The organism is Dehalobacter sp. 12DCB1 (assembly GCF_004343605.1).
Taxonomy (GTDB): domain Bacteria; phylum Bacillota; class Desulfitobacteriia; order Desulfitobacteriales; family Syntrophobotulaceae; genus Dehalobacter.
In genome coordinates this window covers 174,980-193,840 of the sequence record NZ_POSF01000013.1, presented here as the reverse complement: position 1 = coordinate 193,840, position 18,861 = coordinate 174,980, and the positions used below count along the sequence as shown (strand labels likewise).

13 protein-coding genes and 1 riboswitch are annotated in these 18,861 nt (G+C 46.9%); of the genes, 6 read left to right on the top strand and 7 right to left on the bottom strand.

All coding sequences use genetic code 11. The features are described from left to right. On the bottom strand, positions 1-1,599 hold the full coding sequence (locus C1I38_RS06250; RefSeq protein ID WP_119774388.1) for a spore germination protein: 1,599 nt from the start codon (positions 1,597-1,599) through the stop codon (positions 1-3). 257 nt (positions 1,600-1,856) lie between these two features. Between C1I38_RS06250 and C1I38_RS06245 the strand changes: the two genes are divergently transcribed. After that, the gene (locus C1I38_RS06245) at positions 1,857-3,068 is read left to right on the top strand and encodes an MFS transporter (RefSeq protein WP_119774386.1); all 1,212 of its coding nucleotides are present in this window, start codon (positions 1,857-1,859) and stop codon (positions 3,066-3,068) included. A gap of 4 nt (positions 3,069-3,072) precedes the next feature. Here the strand turns inward: C1I38_RS06245 and C1I38_RS06240 are convergent, their stop codons facing one another. Beyond that, positions 3,073-4,341 carry an Nramp family divalent metal transporter gene (locus C1I38_RS06240; protein WP_119774384.1) on the bottom strand — a complete coding sequence of 423 codons (1,269 nt, stop codon included), beginning with the start codon at positions 4,339-4,341 and terminating at the stop codon, positions 3,073-3,075. Positions 4,342-4,436: 95 nt separating this feature from the next. Here C1I38_RS06240 and C1I38_RS06235 point away from each other — a divergent pair, with 95 nt between their 5' ends. Further along, a complete protein-coding gene (locus C1I38_RS06235; protein ID WP_119774382.1) occupies positions 4,437-4,865 on the top strand; it encodes a metal-dependent transcriptional regulator in 429 nt (142 codons plus the stop codon). A 192-nt stretch (positions 4,866-5,057) separates the two neighbouring features. On the opposite strand, the gene C1I38_RS06230 is transcribed toward C1I38_RS06235, so the two are convergent. From C1I38_RS06230 to C1I38_RS06215, 4 genes are all read right to left on the bottom strand, one after another. Beyond that, complete coding sequence (locus C1I38_RS06230; RefSeq protein ID WP_119774381.1) at positions 5,058-7,055, bottom strand: FtsX-like permease family protein; 1,998 nt, start codon at positions 7,053-7,055, stop codon at positions 5,058-5,060. Next, complete coding sequence (locus C1I38_RS06225) at positions 7,048-7,815, bottom strand: ABC transporter ATP-binding protein (RefSeq protein ID WP_119774379.1); 768 nt, start codon at positions 7,813-7,815, stop codon at positions 7,048-7,050. The genes C1I38_RS06230 and C1I38_RS06225 overlap by 8 nt, the downstream gene beginning before the upstream one ends. 158 nt (positions 7,816-7,973) lie before the next feature. Then, positions 7,974-8,990, bottom strand: coding sequence for a sensor histidine kinase (locus C1I38_RS06220; protein ID WP_119774377.1), 1,017 nt, complete (start codon positions 8,988-8,990; stop codon positions 7,974-7,976). 68 nt (positions 8,991-9,058) lie between these two features. After that, entirely contained in the window at positions 9,059-9,730 is a 672-nt protein-coding gene (locus C1I38_RS06215; RefSeq protein ID WP_119774375.1) for a response regulator transcription factor, read from the bottom strand. Positions 9,731-9,904: 174 nt separating this feature from the next. Here C1I38_RS06215 and C1I38_RS06210 point away from each other — a divergent pair, with 174 nt between their 5' ends. The 3 genes from C1I38_RS06210 to C1I38_RS06200 all read left to right on the top strand — a co-directional run bounded on the left by C1I38_RS06210 (position 9,905) and on the right by C1I38_RS06200 (position 15,350). Next, positions 9,905-12,589, top strand: coding sequence for a sensor histidine kinase KdpD (locus tag C1I38_RS06210; RefSeq protein WP_119774373.1), 2,685 nt, complete (start codon positions 9,905-9,907; stop codon positions 12,587-12,589). Next, entirely contained in the window at positions 12,582-13,283 is a 702-nt protein-coding gene (locus C1I38_RS06205) for a response regulator transcription factor (RefSeq protein WP_119774371.1), read from the top strand. Before C1I38_RS06210 ends, C1I38_RS06205 begins: the two co-directional genes overlap by 8 nt. A gap of 240 nt (positions 13,284-13,523) precedes the next feature. Next, positions 13,524-15,350, top strand: coding sequence for an APC family permease (locus C1I38_RS06200; protein ID WP_119774455.1), 1,827 nt, complete (start codon positions 13,524-13,526; stop codon positions 15,348-15,350). Positions 15,351-15,364: 14 nt separating this feature from the next. Here C1I38_RS06200 and C1I38_RS06195 read toward each other — a convergent pair whose 3' ends face one another. Further along, a complete protein-coding gene (locus C1I38_RS06195) occupies positions 15,365-15,865 on the bottom strand; it encodes a DUF2127 domain-containing protein (protein ID WP_119774369.1) in 501 nt (166 codons plus the stop codon). Between the two features lie 216 nt (positions 15,866-16,081). Continuing rightward, a riboswitch (NiCo riboswitch) is annotated at positions 16,082-16,178 on the top strand. A gap of 52 nt (positions 16,179-16,230) precedes the next feature. Between C1I38_RS06195 and C1I38_RS06190 the strand changes: the two genes are divergently transcribed. Then, complete coding sequence (locus C1I38_RS06190) at positions 16,231-18,777, top strand: cation-translocating P-type ATPase (RefSeq protein ID WP_119774367.1); 2,547 nt, start codon at positions 16,231-16,233, stop codon at positions 18,775-18,777. Positions 18,778-18,861: the final 84 nt, after the last annotated feature.

Here is an 18,861-nt window from a genome sequence, read left to right as displayed (position 1 = left end):
CTAACTCTTGTCTTCTTCTGAAGGACGGCTGGGTTTTAATCTAAACTCCTGGCGCTGAGGGTCATGCCAGCCTATCGTCCTGGGGCGGGCAAACATTGCCCAAATAGGCACCCTGATGAATGAATCTTTTAAGTCTTGCGTACTGAGGGGAGCGAAAGGTGATAAATAGGGGGTGCCAAAAGATCTTAAAGAAGCCAGATGAATAAATGCCCCCATTAATCCAAGTGCAATCCCAAACCCTCCCATTGCCCCGGCTAGGACAACAAGAATTAATCGTAAGATACTGCCGGAATCTGTTTGGGGAGGAACCACAAAACTGCAAATTGCTGTCAAAGCGATCACGATAACCATAGGCTCTCCGATTATTCCGGCGCCTACAGCAGCCTCACCAATAACCAAAGCCCCCACAATACTAACTGCTTGACCAATAGGGCGGGGCAAGCGAACCCCGGCCTCCCTGAGGATTTCAAATGTTGTTCCCATAATGAGCGCTTCTGCCATCGCAGGAAAAGGGACGCCCTCCTCGGATGCAGCCATGGTAAAAAGTAAGGAAGTAGGAATCAATTCCTGGTGAAAAGTTGTTAAAGCAACATAGATTGCCGGAGACGTAATAGAAATAAAAAAAGCTAAGGTTCTGAGGAGTCTAACCACGCTTGCAAAATAAGGCCGGGAATAGTAATCTTCAGCGCTTTGGAAACTTTCCATGAAAACCATTGGAACGGTAAGTACAAAGGGGGTCCCGTCCACAAAAATAGCCGCCCTTCCCTCCAAAATCTTGGCTGCCACAAGATCCGGTTTTTCACTGTTAGCAACTGTGGAGAAAATAGAAAAAGGAGCATCCTCAATGAACTGCTCGATATACCCTGATTCCAGAATTGCATCCGTCTTAATTCTTTGAAGACGCCGTTGAATTTCTTTGATAAGCTGTGGAGGAACGAGATCTTTAAGATAGGCGACACAAATCGTGGTTTTCGTTTGTTCACCTATTTTCATCGTTTCCAGAGTTAAATTCGGGTTTTTTATTTTACGGCGCAACAGGGTTGTATTGGTAAGTAAATTTTCGGTAAAGCCTTCCCTTGGGCCCCGGACAACGGATTCTGTTTTGGGTTCATCCACGCCACGAGTTTCCCATCCTTCAGTGCCAATGACTAAAGCATCTTTTGAACCATCCATCAGTAGAATCGTTTTTCCGGACAAACAGCCATCTACGACTTCATTGATCGTAGAAGCTTTTTGAACCATTCCTACCGTAAGCAGCGTTGCCTGAATGATACTCATATTATTCATTGGTGAGGTTTCCTGTTTGGAGCTTAGCCGGATATCATACATCAATGGTTTTATAATATTTTCGTTAATGATGGCTGTATCCGTCATTCCGGATAAGAAGACGATCGCACCACGTGTAACTCCCTGATCACCAAAGTTAAATTCCCGCATATTAACATCATAGCTATTTCCGAACACACCTTTTAGTGCAGTAAGGTTTTTGTTCAGATCGTCGAAAAGGTTAGATTGCGAATTCCCTGAATGATTGGCGTCAGCGCCGTTATGATTTGCTAACTGCCAAAAACGCAGTTTAGAATGAATGTAGCGGAACATACTGCTTTCATCCTTCCACTTTGAACCTAACCTTACGTAGTATTTCCCGTTAGGAATGAAGTTATTTATGAATACTGTTTTGGATTCAAAGATTGGCTGAGACGTAAGATTTGTGAACTGGAATATGGAATGGGATGAAACGGCGATATGTGTTATCTTTACTTGTAACTGATATTACAATGTGTTAGCATTGACGTAACGGATATGACAAAGGGAGCTAGGGCGATGGAGATCGCTCTTTTTAATGAGAAAAGAATATGAGCAATAACAATAAGATCCGGGAAAAGAAGATCTTGGGCATAGAGAAGAACATCTTTTTCGTAGGCCTGACAAGCTTTCTAACGGATACGACAACGAAAATGATTTATTCTGTGATGCCGTTATTTTTAATGTCCTTGGGAGCAACTAAAACGGAGCTCTCTTTGATTGAAGGGATTGCGGAGAGTACGGCATCCGTGCTTAAAGCGTTATCCGGCTGGTGGAGCGACAAGATCAGAAAGAATAAGCCATTTATGGTCATAGGGTATGCTTTCACGGCAGTTCTTTCACCCATGTTTTCAGTGGTAACCTCACCGCTGCAGATTCTGCTTATCAGATTTACCGAGCGGGTTGGCAAGGGTATCCGGACAGCGCCAAGAGACAGCCTGATTGCCGCGTCCTCTGAAGACGGCAACAAAGGTAAAAACTTTGGCTTTCACAAAGCGATGGATAACAGCGGGGCGATCGTTGGGCCGCTTCTAGCAGCAGGAATCCTGCTGCTGTTTCCAAATGATTACCGGCTGGTATTTCTTATAGCAGCCATCCCAGGCTTGCTGGGACTGATAAACATTATATGCTTCGTGAAGGAAGCAAAATCGGAAAAGATGGAGCCACTTGGAAAAATTACATTGAAGGACTTCCCGAAAAAGTACTATGCCTTTCTTGGAATCATCTTTATCTTTACGATGGGAAATTCAACCGATGCGCTTCTTTTGGTCAAAGCCAGTGATATTGGGATCAAAGACTCCTTGATTCCGATGATCTATCTGGTCTTTTACGCAGTGTCGGCACTCTTTTCCGTACCGGCAGGCATGCTGTCAGATAAAATCGGCAGAGAAAGACTGATTATTTTTGGCTATCTGCTGTATTCAATCCTATATTTCGGGTTTGGCAGAACAAACAGCGGAACCGTACTGGTATTGCTCTTTGCACTGTACGGACTCTACAGCGCAGCCACTGACGGCGTGCAGAAGGCCCTAGTGTCTGATTTGGTTTCCAAGGATAAACGGGGGACAGGGCTGGGCATCTACAACAGCCTTGTAGGTATTACACTTCTTCCGGCCAGTGTCATTGCAGGCTTGCTCTATGACCATGTTAATTACAGTGTGCCATTTTACTATGGCTCCGTGATGGCACTAATTGCGGCATTGTTCATGATGATCTTTTATCGGAAAGGTCTAACGCATCTTGGACCTGATGTTAAGTCCTAGGTGGTTAAGCGGAAAAAGTCAAATATAACAGAACAACGTTCAGTGAGATAATAAGACTTACGATTACCGCACCGGCAGCATTGGTGATTTTGCGGTTTGTCATTTCACCCATTATGTCCCGGCGTTTGGTGATCAGAAGCAGCGGAATGACTGCTGCCGGCAGCGCAAAGCTTAAGGTAACCTGGCTCATAATCAGCATCTTCATCGGGTTAAGGCCAAGCCACAGGAGAATGATGGCCGGAATCATAGTAATTGCCCGCCGGATATTGACCGGAATATCCAGACCAATGAACCCTTTCAGCATGCATTCCCCGGCCATAGCGCCAACGGTGGATGAAGAAAGGCCTGAAGCAAGCAGCGCCAGGCCAAAAGCGCCGCTGGATAAATTGCCAAGCAGAGGTGTCAGGGACTTGTGTGCCTGTTCGATGGAGTCGACCGGTCCCTGGTTAAAAAAAACGGCTGCAGCGATAATAACCATTGCAGCATTGACCAGGAACGCGATATTCATGGCAAAGGCAATATCAAAGCATTCCATTCGGAAATGCTTTTTTGCTTCGGCCAAATCATCGGAGGTACGTCTTGCTTTCATCAAGTCCGAATGGAGATAAATGACGTGCGGCATAACGGTTGCACCCAACATGCCGACGGCCACCATAATGCTTTCGGGACCTAGGCTTGGAACCAAAGTGTGCAAAGCGACTGCGGACCAATCCGGTTCAGCCAGGAACAGCTCGAGACAATACGAGGCCCCGATGACGGCCACCAGGCTGATGATAATTCTCTCAACCATGTGCTGGCCAAAACGTTGCAAATAAACAATGACGAAGGTCAGACATATGGTTATCAGGCCTGCTGTCACGAGCGGTATGCCGAAAAGTAGGTACAGGCCAAGCGTCGAGCCCAAGAACTCTGCCATGTATGTTGCAATAATGGCAAACAGCATGATAATCCAAAGTGAAAAATTTACCGGTCTGGAGAAAACACGCCCGCACTGTGTAGCAAGATCAACACCGGTAACAATGCCGAGCTTCGCCGACAGTGTTTGTAGGAAAATTGCCATCAGGTTGCTCCATAAGACAACCCAAACGAGATTGTAATTGAAATTGGAACCCGCGCTAATGTTGGTGGCGAAATTACCGGGGTCAATATAGGCGACACTCACGATGAAGGCCGGACCCAGGTACTTCAACGTGCCTTTGATCTTTTCCGGCCAGGTATTTTTAGGCAAAGGTAATGTTAATGAAGTTTGAACAAGGTTGATTTCTTTGCTCATTGTTTGAGTCCTCCAATTTTTCTGTTTACGGTCATAAAAGGCACGAAAACGATATAGGTATAACTAATCAAGGTGAGGCAAAGGAAGTGGGGAAGATGCTTTCACCAAGCTTAGAAGACTATTTAGAGGAGATTTACCGATTTTCGCTGTCACTTGATACAGTTCGTGTTACGGACTTAAGTCATAGGCTTCAAGTGGCTTTACCATCTGTGACCAAAGCTCTCTACAAATTGCGGGACTATGAATACATTAAGTACGAACCGTATGGCGAGATCAAGCTTACGGATAAAGGAAAAGAGTACGGGTTTTATCTGGTAACCAGGAATCAATTGCTGCAGGAATTTCTTGCCCTGATATGTAGCCAGTGTAATTTTGCTGCTGAGGCCGAGGCGATGGAACACTACCTCTCAGCTGCAACCATTGATGCAATTAAAACGTTGGTAGGATTTATCAAGAGCCATCCGTCCTGGAAACAAGAGTTTGATGATTTTGTTCAGATTCATTCGAAGGAGAATTTACTGTAGGCACTGTAATTTTGGGAGTTGTAGATTATTTCGATAGGTTAGCCTTAGCTAACTCTAAGGAGTGATTCTAAAATCAGGATATGTTAGATAGGAAAAAGTGTTACAGAATAAAGGTAAGCCTGCCACAACATTTGTTGGGCAGGCTTTTTTACGGTACTCATCAACATCTGACTTGCCGAGAAAGGCAATTCCTTAACTTACGATCCTGTAATACACCCGGGCCGTCAACGTATAGACGACCCCATAAATCAAGCCGAAGACCAAGATGGTACCGACCGTACAGCTGATGAACAGCGGGATATTTGTAAGATTTAACACTGCGAGCAGCTTGGTAATCATTTTAAAAGCGGCAAGGATGTGGATCCCAGCCATCAGGATCGGCAGAAAAAAGACCATTACGATCTGGCTGCTGATCGCGCGTTTGACCTCACTGCGGCTTAAGCCCACTTTTTGCATGATTTCAAAACGTTCCTTATCGTCATATCCTTCCGAAATCTGTTTGTAATAGATGATCAGTACCGTCGCCATCAGGAAAAGCGTGCCGAGGAATAGGCCCAGGAAAAGGAACCCGCCATATAGCGCATATGAGTCACCGGCGGCTGCCTGCCTGCATTTCATCGTGCTGATGTGGTCAGGAAACGGTGAGGGCAGCGGTTTATTCAGCACGGCTTTGATCGCATCATAGCAGACTAGCTTTTCTTCGTCGGTGCCATCAAGATTAAAGGAGATATCCCCTCTGATCGAACTTGCCCGATTGCCATAAGCAATTTTTTGCTGGGCATAAAGCTGGTCCAGCACGCTATCGTCACTGACTACCATAAAATAACCGTCGACAAGCCTGGCGTTGAACTGACCGGTAATCGGGATGCTGTCTAGATGTTCTCTGACTCGGAAACTCTGATTAAACAGGCTGAAAGATTCACCGATTTGCCTGCCATTGCTGTAGACCAGCACCTCATCGACAGCCAGCGCGACCTTTTTTCCGGTCAGATGCTCATATTCAGCAGTAGTAATAAAGCACAGTTCCGAGGCGTCGGAGCTGTTGACATAGTTATTGGTATCCGTGGTGAAAGTATCCCCGGCTTTACCCACAGCAAACGACAGTGCGGTATAATCGGTTAATTTGCTGAGCGTGCGGCCTTGCTCACTTACAGTGTCCTGAAGCTGGCGGAGTCTGCTTTCTATTTCTCCGTCAGCAGGATTTTTGAAGCCGACAGAGATATCAGTCGGAAAGCGGTTATCCAGCAGGTTTTCCATACCGTTGTACAGAGAGACGGTCGTGGAGACCATAACCAGCACCATGGTCGAGAGGATGCAAATATTGGACAACCCTACGGCGTTTTGTTTCATGCGGTAGATCATCCCGGACACGGCAATAAAATGTTTGGTCTGATAGAAAAAATGCTTGTTTTTACGCAGGAACTTTAAAAGTACAATACTACCGGCCGTAAACAGGCAGTAGGTGCCGATGATCACGAGAATCACAGCGATGAAAAACAGAGAAATCGCAGACAGCGGAGACTCTGTCACAATTGCGATCGTATATCCTGTCCCGAGTGTCAGAATTCCCAGGATCGCCAGTATCCACTTGGTCTTGGGTTCCCGTTCACCCGTTTGGCTGCCATGAAGCAGTTCGATCGGTTTGGCCAGTCTGATCTGCATCAGGTTAGAAAGCAGGGTGGCCAGAAAGATGCCGAAAAACAGTGAGACAGACACCAGCAGGGAAGCACTGCTTACAGAAAATCCCCACAGTATGGTAAATTTAAGCATCTTGAACAAGATCAGTATGATGAGTTTGCTCAGCAAAATGCCGAGGGACAGACCGAGGACAAGGCTGACCGCAGCGACGATAAACGTCTCAAATAACAGGACCCAGGCAATATGCCGCTTTTCCATGCCGAGAATATTATACAGTCCAAGTTCCTTTTTACGGCGTTTCATCAGAAAGCTGTTGGTATAGAACAGGAAGATTGCAGCAAAGATTCCGACGACGATACTGCCAAAAAATAAGATTTCCTTCAGTGATCCAGCCCCGAGCATATCGTTAAGACTGCTGTTGGTGGCGATATAACGCATAATATAAAACATGGCGACGGTAATAATGCAGGTTAGCAGATAGGGAAGATAAAACTTGCCGTTTTTCTGAATGTTGAGGAAAGCCAACTTCGGATAAAAAGTGCGTTTACGCATAGCGTTCACCGCCCGTGGCAATCATGGTAAGCGTGTCCGAAATTTTCTGGTACATCTCGTCATAGGTCTGGGAGGCCTTGTAGAGCTGATGAAATACTTCACCGTCCTTGATAAACAGCACCCGCTTAGCATGGCTGGCTGCTTTGACGCTGTGCGTGACCAGCAGGATCGTCTGGCCGTCATTGTTGACCTCATTAAAAAGCTGGAGCAGATCGTCGGTGGCGTGAGAATCAAGTGCACCGGTCGGCTCATCGGCAAGGATCAGCTGGGGATTCGTAATCAGCGCCCGGGCCACAGCAGCGCGTTGTTTCTGGCCGCCCGACACCTCATATGGAAACTTATTAAGGATGTCGGTGATGTGCAGTTTATGGGCGATCGGCTTTAGACGGAGGCTCATTTCTTCAAAGGATGTGCCCGAGAGCACCAGTGGAAGAAAAATATTATCCTGCAAGGAGAATGTATCGAGCAGGTTGAAGTCCTGGAACACAAAACCGAGGTTGTCCCGGCGGAAAGCCGAGATCTCACTTTCCTTGATTGTTACAGTGTTTCTGCCATTCAGCAGAACCTCGCCGCTCGTCGGTTTATCCAGCGCAGCAATGATATTCAAAAGTGTGGTTTTGCCCGAACCCGACTCACCCATAATCGCGACATACTCGCCTTGTTCCACCGAGAATGTTACATTGGTAAGGGCCTGGACCTGGGTGCCGCCAAAGCGCGTTATGTATATTTTCTTCAGGTTGCTGACACTTAAAAGAGACATGAGAATTCCTCCTGTATAGTTAATGGGATTTAGGGTTGACATGGTCCTAGTACTACGATAACAAAAAGAGGAAATGCCAGCCATCGGCTTGGCTTTCATTTCCCCGGCTAACCTTACCGTTTTGTAAGGTTCGAGCGATCAAACATCTATTTCTTTGTCTACTCAGCTAAAAAATCAATACTATCCAGTTTGATTTTGATGCAAGTCCCTTTGCCCACCTTGGATTCAATCTCAATTCCATGCCCAAGCTTGGTCAGAATGCGTCGGCAGAGATACAGACCGATACCGGTAGATTTTTTGTCTTCCCTGCCGTTGTAGCCGGTAAAGCCCTTTTCAAACACCCGCGGCAGATCCTCTGGCTGGATGCCGATGCCTGTGTCCGCGATAAGCAGCGTCCGATCCTCGGTATAAATGGAGATTTTCCCTTCCTTTGTATATTTCAGGCTGTTGGAAAGCAATTGTTCAAGCACAAATACGAGCCACTTTTCATCTGTCAGCACAGTCAGATCGCTCTCCATAAAATCAAGCGGTATTTTCTTCAGGATGAACAGCTTTGCATACCGGCGCGCCGCCTGGCGGATAATTTCATCTAAGTCATATTTTTTCAGCACAAAGTCAGAGGAGCCGCTATCCAGCCGTAGATAGTACAGGACCATCTCAACATACTGCTCAATCTTGAACAGCTCCATGGAGAGCTCCGCTTTTTGGGGAGGGTCTTCGGACTGGAGCAGCAGCTGCATCGCGGCAATCGGCGTCTTGATCTGGTGCGCCCACAGTGTATAATAGTCGGTCAGGCCGCTCTTGATGCTGTCGGCCTGGGAAATCTGCAGCATGCGGTCGGTGTGGACCGCTTGGAGAAGAACCTGGTAATCCTGCTCAAGCAAATCGCGCGGGGCAGGCAGGCCGTCTACGCTCAGGGTGACGCGGCTCAGTATATCATGCAGGGTTCTATGACGTCGTAAGTACCGGAAGAAGCCAACTGCAGTAAAAATCAGCCCAGCAAAGACACAGAGCAGGGCAGCATAGGCAACAGCCTCTACAGGCAAAGCATAAAGAGAAAAAACAGTGGCAAATACGACTGCAAACAGGCCAAAAAGAGCAACGGTCCCGACGTGGCGTTGCAGGTAATTTAACAAAATATTTGGTTTCGTGCGATTCATATTTGATTCACACATACGTACTCCATGAGACCTAATTTCATAATTATGAAACTTATGAAACCAAATGATGGATTCTTTGCTGATCACGGCACCAGATAGCCAAGCCCTTTTTTTGTTGTAATAAAGTCGGAGAGACCGGCCGCTTCGAGTTTTTTGCGCAGACGCGTCATATTCACGGTCAGCGTATTCTCGTCGACAAAGCTGTTGGTCTCCCAGAGCCGCAGCATAATCGTGTCACGGCTGACGGTCTTTCCCTTGTTCTCCATCAGCAGTTGCAGAATCTTATAGTCATTTTTGGTTAAGTCAATTTTTTCTCCGTTATACGTCAGGGTGGTATCGTTCATATTCAGGATGGCACCGTGATGCAGCAGAAGATGGCTTTGTCCGGAGAAATCATAGGTGCGGCGGAGCAGGGCCTGTACCTTGGCCGTTAGGACATCCAGGTCAAACGGCTTTGCAATAAAGTCATCGCCGCCCATATTCATAGCCATCACGATATTCATGTTGTCCGAGGTGGATGAGATAAAGACGATCGGGACTTTGGAAATCTTTCTGATCTCATTGCACCAATGGTAGCCATTGTAAAACGGCAAAGAGATATCTAACAGTACAAGCTGCGGATCATAATGGACAAACAGCGACAGGACGTTCTTGAAATCTGCGGCGCAGGTTGCTTCACAGCCCCATGTTTCAATATGGTTTTTGATTGACTTTGCAATGATGCTGTCATCCTCGACAATCAGGATTTTGTGCAACGTCGTCACCCACACTTTGCTAATAAGAGATTGATTGCATAATTTTCCTCAGTATACCATGTGTTCAAATGAAGCGGCAAGGTGAGTTGAACGCTTCTTGCTAAATCATCCTATCGGGCGTATGATAATGTTCTATAGAGAGCTATAAAAGCTAAACAATAAAGAGTTAAACGAATGAAGAGTCAGGGTGGTGGCGTCGTGCAGGATATTCGCGCCAGGGCTGCAAAGGAAACCGGAAAACTAAAAATCTTCTTTGGCTATGCCCCGGGTGTAGGGAAAACCTATGCGATGCTTGATGATGCCCACAGCCAGCTGAAAAGCGGGGTAGATGTTGTTCTAGGTTATCTGGAGCCGCATACAAGTCCTGAAACCATTCAGCTGCTGGACGGACTGCCGGCATTGCCGCCGAAGACTGTTAACCATAAAAACCGTTACCGCAAAGAATTTGATCTGGACGCCGCTTTGCAAAGAAAACCCGAGCTCCTGCTGGTTGATGTGCTGGCCCATAGTAATGCGGACGGCATGCGGAACAAAAAACGCTACCAGGATATCGAAGAGCTGCTGAATGCCGGAATTGACGTCTACACCACAGTCAATGTGCAGCATATCGAAAGCCTGAGAGATCTAATGCAGGATATCACGAAGGTTAATGAGCAGGACACGATTCCGGACTATATGTTTGACAGCGCCGATAAAGTTGAGCTGATCGATATCGAGCCGGACGAACTGATGAAACGCTGCGGGGAAAAGAAGTGTCCCTTAAGTCTTGAAAGCCTGCGCCTCCTGCGTGAGACCGCTATGCGCAAGGTTGCGGATCGGATCGTCAACGAGAATCAAAATGAGCAGCGCTTATCCGTAAAAACAGCCGGAATTAAGCTATTAGTCTGTATCAGTTCTTCGCCGTCGGCCGCTAAATGCATCCGCTGGACGGCCAGATCCGCAGAGGCCTTCCATGCCCCGTGGACTGCTTTGTATATCGAAGATATGGAAAGCAGGTATTTTACGGAAGTAGAAAAGAAGAACGTCCAGGAGAATCTGGATCTGGCCGAGCTCTTAGGCGCCAAAATTGTGACACTGAACGGACATGGTCTGGCTTCCATCATTTCGGAATATGCCAAGCTTACGGGCATCACAAATATTGTCATTGGGAAAAGCAGAAATAAAAAGACCCTGAAAACATTATTTGATCCGGCACTTGAGGATAAGCTCATCGGGCTGCTGCCAAACATTGAAATTCATATCATCCCAAGCAGCTGCCCTCAAAGATCCTATCGCGAGCCGCGAAGGAAGCGGATCAGCCAAGACCTGTTCTTATCCTGGATGGATATCTGGAAAACGATAGGGGTTTTGACTGGGGCAACTCTGCTTTCCTTTGGCCTTCGGGCGCTGGAATTTGGCAATCAAAATATTATCATGGTCTATATCTTGTCTGTGTTTTTTATTTCCAGGCTCACCATGGGGTATGTGTACGGCATGACTGCCTCGGTCTTAAGTGTACTTGTTTTTAACTTCTTTTTTATTTCGCCGCTTTTCACGTTTTATGCCGTCCAGACAGGCTATCCGGTCACTTTTGTGATTATGCTGGTTGTGGCTTTGATCACAAGTACGACGACTGTCCGCATTCAGACCCAAGCACGGCTCGCTGCGGAAAGAGAAGGGCGTACTGAGCTATTGTATGAGATTAATAAAAGGCTTTTAACAACCAGAGGGCTTCAACATATTGTAACGCTGACGAATGAATACATTGTGAAGCTTTTTAAATGCTCAGCGGTATTTTACACCCGGGATCAGTATGGGCCGGCAAACCTGCATCGTTCATCCAATCATCAGGATTCATCAGGTATCCTGACGCAATCCTCCGCAGAGCCTGATGCTTCGTTTCTGCTGTCGGAGCGCGAAAGAAAGGTTGCGCAATGGGTATTTGCCAATCAAAAACAGGCCGGTGCAGGAACAGATACACATACAGAAGCAGGCGCTTATTATATGCCGATCATTTCCCAAGGCGATGTGCTTGGCGTGATTGGAATTTCATGTCTCAAAGGCAGATTAAACCGTAATAACCGTCTGCTGCTAAAAATGATTATTTCCCAAGTCGCCATGGCTTTGGAACGGCAGTACCTGTCTGATGAACAACGGCAAATATTAATCGAGTCAGAAAAAGAAAAAATGCGAAGCAATCTGCTGCGTGCAATTTCGCACGATCTGAGGACCCCGCTGACCGGCATTCTCGGGGCGAGCTCAGCAATCCTTGAAAATGGTGATCATCTGGATAAAGAGACCCATATCCAACTGGTCTCAAACATCAAAGAAGATTCGCAATGGCTGATACGTATGGTCGAAAACTTATTGTCCGTGACCCGGATCAAGGAAGGAACCATGAATGTCGCCAAAACATCTGAGGCTGCGGAGGAGATCGTGGCCGAAGCAATCAGCAGAACCCGTCATCGATACCCGAACCGTAAAATAGTAGTGCAGGTGCCTGAAGACCTTTTGCTGGTGCCGATGGATGGAAAGCTGATTGAGCAGGTTTTGATCAATTTGCTCGAAAATGCGGTCAAGCATTCGCCGGATGACACCGTGACCGCGGTGCAGGTGACAAAAGCCGGAGCTCAGGCTGTCTTTGAGGTTAGTGACAACGGACCAGGAATTGCCGAAGAGGATTTCCCGTATTTATTTGAAAGTTATGTGCCCTGTGGCAAACGCAGCTCGGATTCAGCCCGTGGAATGGGAATCGGTCTGTCCATATGCATGTCGATTATCAAGGCCCACAATGGGAAAATGGAGGCTGCCAACAAAGAACAGGGTGGCGCCGTATTCCGGTTCACACTGCCTCTGGAGGAAGAGAACATTTATGAATAACAAACCCATGCTCCTGATTGTCGAAGATGATGAAAAAATCTGTAACTTTATTTCGGCGATCCTGGCTTCCAATGATTATCAGATTATCCGGACAGCCCGGGGGAAAGAGGCTGTCTCAATGGCGGCATCCTATTCGCCCGATTTGATCCTGCTCGATCTCGGTTTGCCGGATATGGACGGCGTGGAAGTGCTGCGTACAATCAGGCAGTGGAGCGGAATCCCGATCATCGTTGTGTCGGCCCGCGGACAGGAGCGGGAAAAAGTTGAAGCCCTGGATCTTGGTGCGGACGATTACCTGACCAAACCGTTTGGTACTTCCGAGCTGCTGGCCAGGATAAGAACAGGGATCCGTCATAGTCAAAAGAACGTCAGGGTCAGTTTCCCCGAATCAGAGAAGATGACAGTCGGAGATCTCGAGATAAACTATCAGAAAAGACTTGTAGCCATCGCCGGTAAAGAAATCCACCTTACACCGATTGAATACAAGATCATTGTGCTGCTTTCCAAAAATATCGGGAAAGTACTGACTCACGATTTCATCATGAAGGAAATATGGGGACCTTACACCAATGAGATCCAAGCGCTCAGGGTCAATATGGCCAATATCCGCAGAAAGCTGGAAATCAACCCTGCAGAACCCAGGTATATTCTAACCGAGGTTGGGGTAGGATACCGGATGGTTGAGGAGATTTAGCCCGCATAAACGGGCTTTTTTTATTTGGCATAATCTTTATACATTCTTTATATGAAGGGCGTATATCTGAATTCTTTCTTTATGCCATTGGTGTTATAAATAGGTGTGCGAACGAAATTAACCTTTTTTGGTATATCATGAAGTATAAATACTTCATAATATATCTAAGTGCAGCGAAGGCTGCCTACGGCCATGGATGGCAAAGAACGCAACTATTTTAATTGGATGGTGAAACATTTCATGGCATCTGCCCTTAAACGCTTCTTAATCGGGCGTCCCTTAAAATCAACGGAGCTCGGCGAACAGAAGCTGAACAAGAAGAAAGCCCTTGCGATTCTTTCTTCCGACGCTTTATCCTCGGTAGCGTACGGCCCGGAACAAATCCTGATCGTTCTCTTTACGGTCGGAGCGGCAGCATTCTGGTATTCTGTTCCGATCGCGATCGGCGTTTTGGTTCTCTTAATCGCTTTAATCCTGTCGTACCGGCAAATCATTTTTGCTTATCCGCAAGGCGGCGGAGCATATGTCGTATCAAAGAACAACCTCGGCATGAATTCAGGCTTAATCGCCGGAGGCTCCCTGCTGGTTGACTACATTCTGACTGTAGCGGTTAGTGTGTCTGCAGGAACCGATGCACTTACCTCAGCTTTCCCGGCCTTGCATGCCCATACGGTAGGTATCGCTGTGTTTTTTGTTCTCTTAATTACGGTCCTTAATCTGCGCGGGATAAGAGAATCCGCTTCTATCCTGGCCTATCCTGTCTATTTGTTTGTGACGGCCCTGTTTATTTTAATTGGTGTCGGTCTGTACAATGTCTTAACCGGTCAGGTACCGGCCGAACTGCATGCGGCTGTCGGCACACCTGTCGCAGGGATAAGCTTGTTTATTCTGCTCAAGGCCTTTGCCTCCGGCTGTTCGGCTTTGACTGGCGTTGAAGCTATTTCTAACGCGATCCCGAATTTTAAAGAGCCCGCTCCGAATAATGCGGCCAAAACATTGATGGCGATGGGTAGTTTGCTCGCGATATTGTTTTTTGGGATTGTGTTTCTGGCCTTTTATTATGGAATAGCCCCGAACCCACAGGAAACGGTTGTTTCCCAAATGGCTGAAGGAATATTCGGACGTAATTTTATCTACTACTTTATTCAGGGCACAACCGCGTTGATTTTGATTCTGGCCGCAAATACCGGATACTCGGCTTTCCCTTTGCTGGCTGTGAATCTTGCCAAAGATAAATTTATTCCAAGGATGTTCACGATCCGCGGAGACCGTCTTGGATTCTCCAATGGAATCCTTATCCTCGGCTTTTTATCGATTGTTTTAATTGTGGCTTTTAAAGGACGAACGGAGCGCCTGATTCCGCTTTACGCGATTGGCGTGTTTATTCCGTTCACCCTGGCCCAGACCGGAATGATCGTGAAATGGTTCCGTGAAAAGCCGAAAGGCTGGATGCCAAAGCTGATTATTAATTCGCTCGGGGCGCTGATCAGCTTCGTCGTTGTCATGATGTTCCTGTTAACCAAGTTCACGCAGGTTTGGCCGATTTTGATCTTCCTGCCGTTGATTATTCTGCTCTTCCATAGAATCCACAAGCATTATATGGACGTCGCAGAGCAGCTTCGGGTATCGGCGGCTGAGCCAACAGTACCGATTAAAGGAAATATTATCATTATTCCTGTCGCAAGTATCACGCGCGTGGTGGAAAATGCGTTAAACTATGCGAAATCGCTGTCGGCAAACCAGATCATTGCGGTAAGTGTTTGCTTTGATAAGGAAGAAGAGAAAAAACTCGAGGAAAAGTGGGAGAAATGGAATCCCGACGTCCGTTTGGTAACGTTGAATTCTCTACACCGGAGCATTATCCACCCGCTGACCAAATTTATCGATATGATCGAACACAAAGCAACCGATCAGAATTATCAGATCATGGTTCTGATCCCGGAATTTATTCCGAAAAAAGGATGGCACCATATTCTGCATAACCAGTCGAGCTTACTAATTCGCACACATTTGTTATATCGGAGAAATGTGTGCGTGGCGACGATACCGTACCATTTACAAAAATAAAGCTAAATAACCGATCAGACAGAATCACATAGCCTTGATCTTACTTGTTTCGATTCTTTGTAAGTCAGGAAAATCATGAGCACATCGAAGATCGTAAGCAGAATCAGAAATGCGGAATGTGTGAACGTATAGCGGTAAAGCTGGTAAACGACAAACAAGATTAAGGACAAAATGGCCAAAGGGTAAGCCCACAACTTTTGGCGCCATAACAGAAGTACGAGAATGCATTTGATGATCCCGTGGGACAGCAGGTAGAATACCACAAAATGCTGCGTGCTGAAGGAAAAGTTGGGGCTGGAATGGATCAGGTAATTGGCAAACAAGTCTTGCGGGTCTTCGGATAATTCATGCTGCGTCAAGAGGCGTATCAGCCAGTTGTACCGGTCCGGCGTCAGAAACAGCAGCAAGATACTGCCGATGATTTCCAGCAGACCGTCAATGCCTTTCATCAGCAAACCGATTTTGAAGCCGATATGGAAAATATCTTTCTGTTTATTTGTCTTAGGTGTTGTCATCTTTATATCCTTTGCGTAATATTAAAAAATAGGTCCCTTTTAATCGTATAAGATATTTATTAAATGTCCACTAAAATTCAATTAATTATTCATTAAAAAAAGCGGATGCCTTAAAACATCTAAATAAAATCGTCTAAATAAAATTTGCATAAAACATTGCTTAAAAAAAAACAATATGGTAAAATTCAACTATCTCTTTGCACTGCATATCAATCTACAGTACAAACTGAGCAGGCGATGAACTTGGACACAAGTTCATGGGGCTGGGCCCGATGGGCAGCAGGTGATGATATACAATACCTGTGGGACAGTAAATGTTCTACAGGTATTTTTATATCCTTCAAGAAAATAATGGAGGCATCTGTATGACAGAACAACAGATCAGGGAACTGCAGGGACTTTCAAGTTCCGAAGCCAGACAGCTTCAGGAAAGGTTCGGGAAGAATGAGCTGGTACCTGAAAAAAAAGAAAGCTTTCTGCACAAGATCCTGCAGGTGATCAGTGAACCCATGTTTTTGCTGCTGCTCATTGCAGCTGTGATCTATTTTATCCTCGGAGAACCCCGGGACGGCGCCATCATGCTTGTTTTTGTTGTCGGGATTATCAGCATAGAAGTCATCCAGGAATGGAAAACCGACCAAACACTTAGGGCTTTGAAGGATTTATCCACACCGAAGATTTCCGTACTGCGCGATGGGATGATGCAGATCATCAACAGTTCGGACCTGGTGCCCGGCGACATCATGTTTATTGCTGAAGGCGTCAAAGTGCCGGCGGATGGCACGGTTTTAAAAGCGAGTACACTATGTGTCGATGAATCCTCGCTAACCGGCGAATCGGCAGGTGTCTGGAAAGTTGTCTACGGAGATAAGGCTGCCGATGGGGAATTGTCCCCCGACAGCAAAGAATACTGGCGACGGGACTATTGCTACGCCGGGACGCTGGTTACCCAGGGCACCGGAGCGATCAGGGTCGATCAAATCGGCCCGGCTACCGAATACGGAAAAATCGGGCAGGAAATAGCCGCCGCGCCTGACCGTCCGACCCCGCTGGAAAAACAAACCGGAAAACTGGTCAAGCTGTGCGCGGCAATTGCCGCAGTTTTATTCGCGCTGGTCGGAGTCGTAACCTATTTCAATCTGCCGGACCATGTTGGCAGTGAACGGGTCATTGAAAGCATTTTGTCTGGGATCACCCTGGCCATGGCCATGATCCCGGAGGAGTTTCCTGTTATTTTGACCGTGTTTCTATCGATGGGTGCCTGGCGACTGGCCAAAAAGCAGTCACTGGTCAGAAGATTGTCGTCCGTAGAAACGCTCGGGGCTGTATCCGTTCTTTGCGTCGATAAAACAGGTACCATTACCATGAACAAAATGACGGTTCGGGATACCTGGAGTCTGAACGACGACGGCGAAAGGTTGATCCGGATTATGGGCATGGGCTGCGAGCCGGATGCCTATGACCCGATGGAGAAGGCTATGATTGCTTACTGTGAAGCGCAAGGGATTGGCAGAGAGCTCCTTTTTGGCGGAGAGCTGATCAAAGAATATGCGTTCACGGATCAGACCAAGATGATGGGACACGTCTGGCAAAATGAAAATGAGCTTGTGGTCGCAGCCAAAGGCTCGCCTGAACGTATTCTGGACGTATGCAGTCTGACGGATCAGGAGAGAAAAGTTGCCGAGCACAAAATCAGAGAAATGTCGCAGCAGGGCCTGCGGGTGATTGCTGTTGGCCAAATGGTACTGGCCGGCAAAGAGGAAGTCCCGGACACCCTGCCGGAATGCCGGCTGCAGCTTTGTGGCATGATCGGTCTTGCCGACCCGCCGCGGGAATCTGTTAAGCAGGATATTCAAATCTGCAACAAAGCCGGGGTTCGGGTCGTTATGATCACCGGAGATAACGGGATTACGGCAAGCACGATTGCCAGGCAGATTAACATGCCGAACTGCGATAAGATTATCACCGGCGATGAGCTGAATCAAATGAGCGAGGAAGAACTGCGTCAGAAAGTCAAGGATGTCAGTATCTTTTCCAGGGTAATTCCGGAACACAAAATGAGAATCGTCAAAGCTTTTAAAGATAACGGCGAGATTGTCGCGATGACCGGAGACGGCGTCAATGATGCGCCAGCCTTGAAATATGCCGATATTGGGATTGCGATGGGCAAGCGCGGTTCTGAGGTTTCTCGTGAGGCTGCCGATCTGGTCCTGCTGGATGACAATTTTTCAACCATTGTTGATACCATTAAGGATGGCCGAAGAATCTATGATAACATCAGAAAAGCCGTGGGCTATGTTTTCACGATTCATATCCCGATCGCATTTGCCTCTTTACTTGCACCCTTCCTGGGAATCAGTCCGGCGAGTCTTTTGCTGCTGCCGCTGCACGTGGTACTGCTTGAAGTTGTCATTGACCCCACCTGTTCCATTGTGCTGGAGCGGCAGCCGGCCGAACGGGATATCATGGATCAGCCTCCGCGCAGTCCCGACGAAAAGCTGCTCACTGCAAAAATACTGACCAAAAGTGTCCTACAGGGTCTCGTGATCTTTGGGGCATCATTCGGCACCTATTTCACTATGTTAAACAACCATCCTGATCAGGCTTCTCTGGCCAGGACTATGGCACTAGCGATTATTTTGCTGGCAAATCTCGTGTTGGTTCAGGTGAACAGCTCCAATACGGATTCTGCTTTTCGGTCTTTTGCGAAATTGATCAGAGATAAGGTCATGTGGATGGTAAATATTGGAACCCTAGCAGGATTGCTTCTTATTATCTATACACCGCTGAATCATTTATTGAAGCTCGCGCCGTTGTCCTGGAAACAGCTTATCCTGGCCGCTGCTTTGGCCGTCGTATCTGTCGGCTGGTATGAGGTTGTCAAAGGGTTTAAGCGCTGGAAAAGAACATAATATTCAATGAATGCTCATCGATCGTTCATCAAACTGTCACATGGGTCATTTAATATAAAACAGAAATCGATGACAGAAGACAGG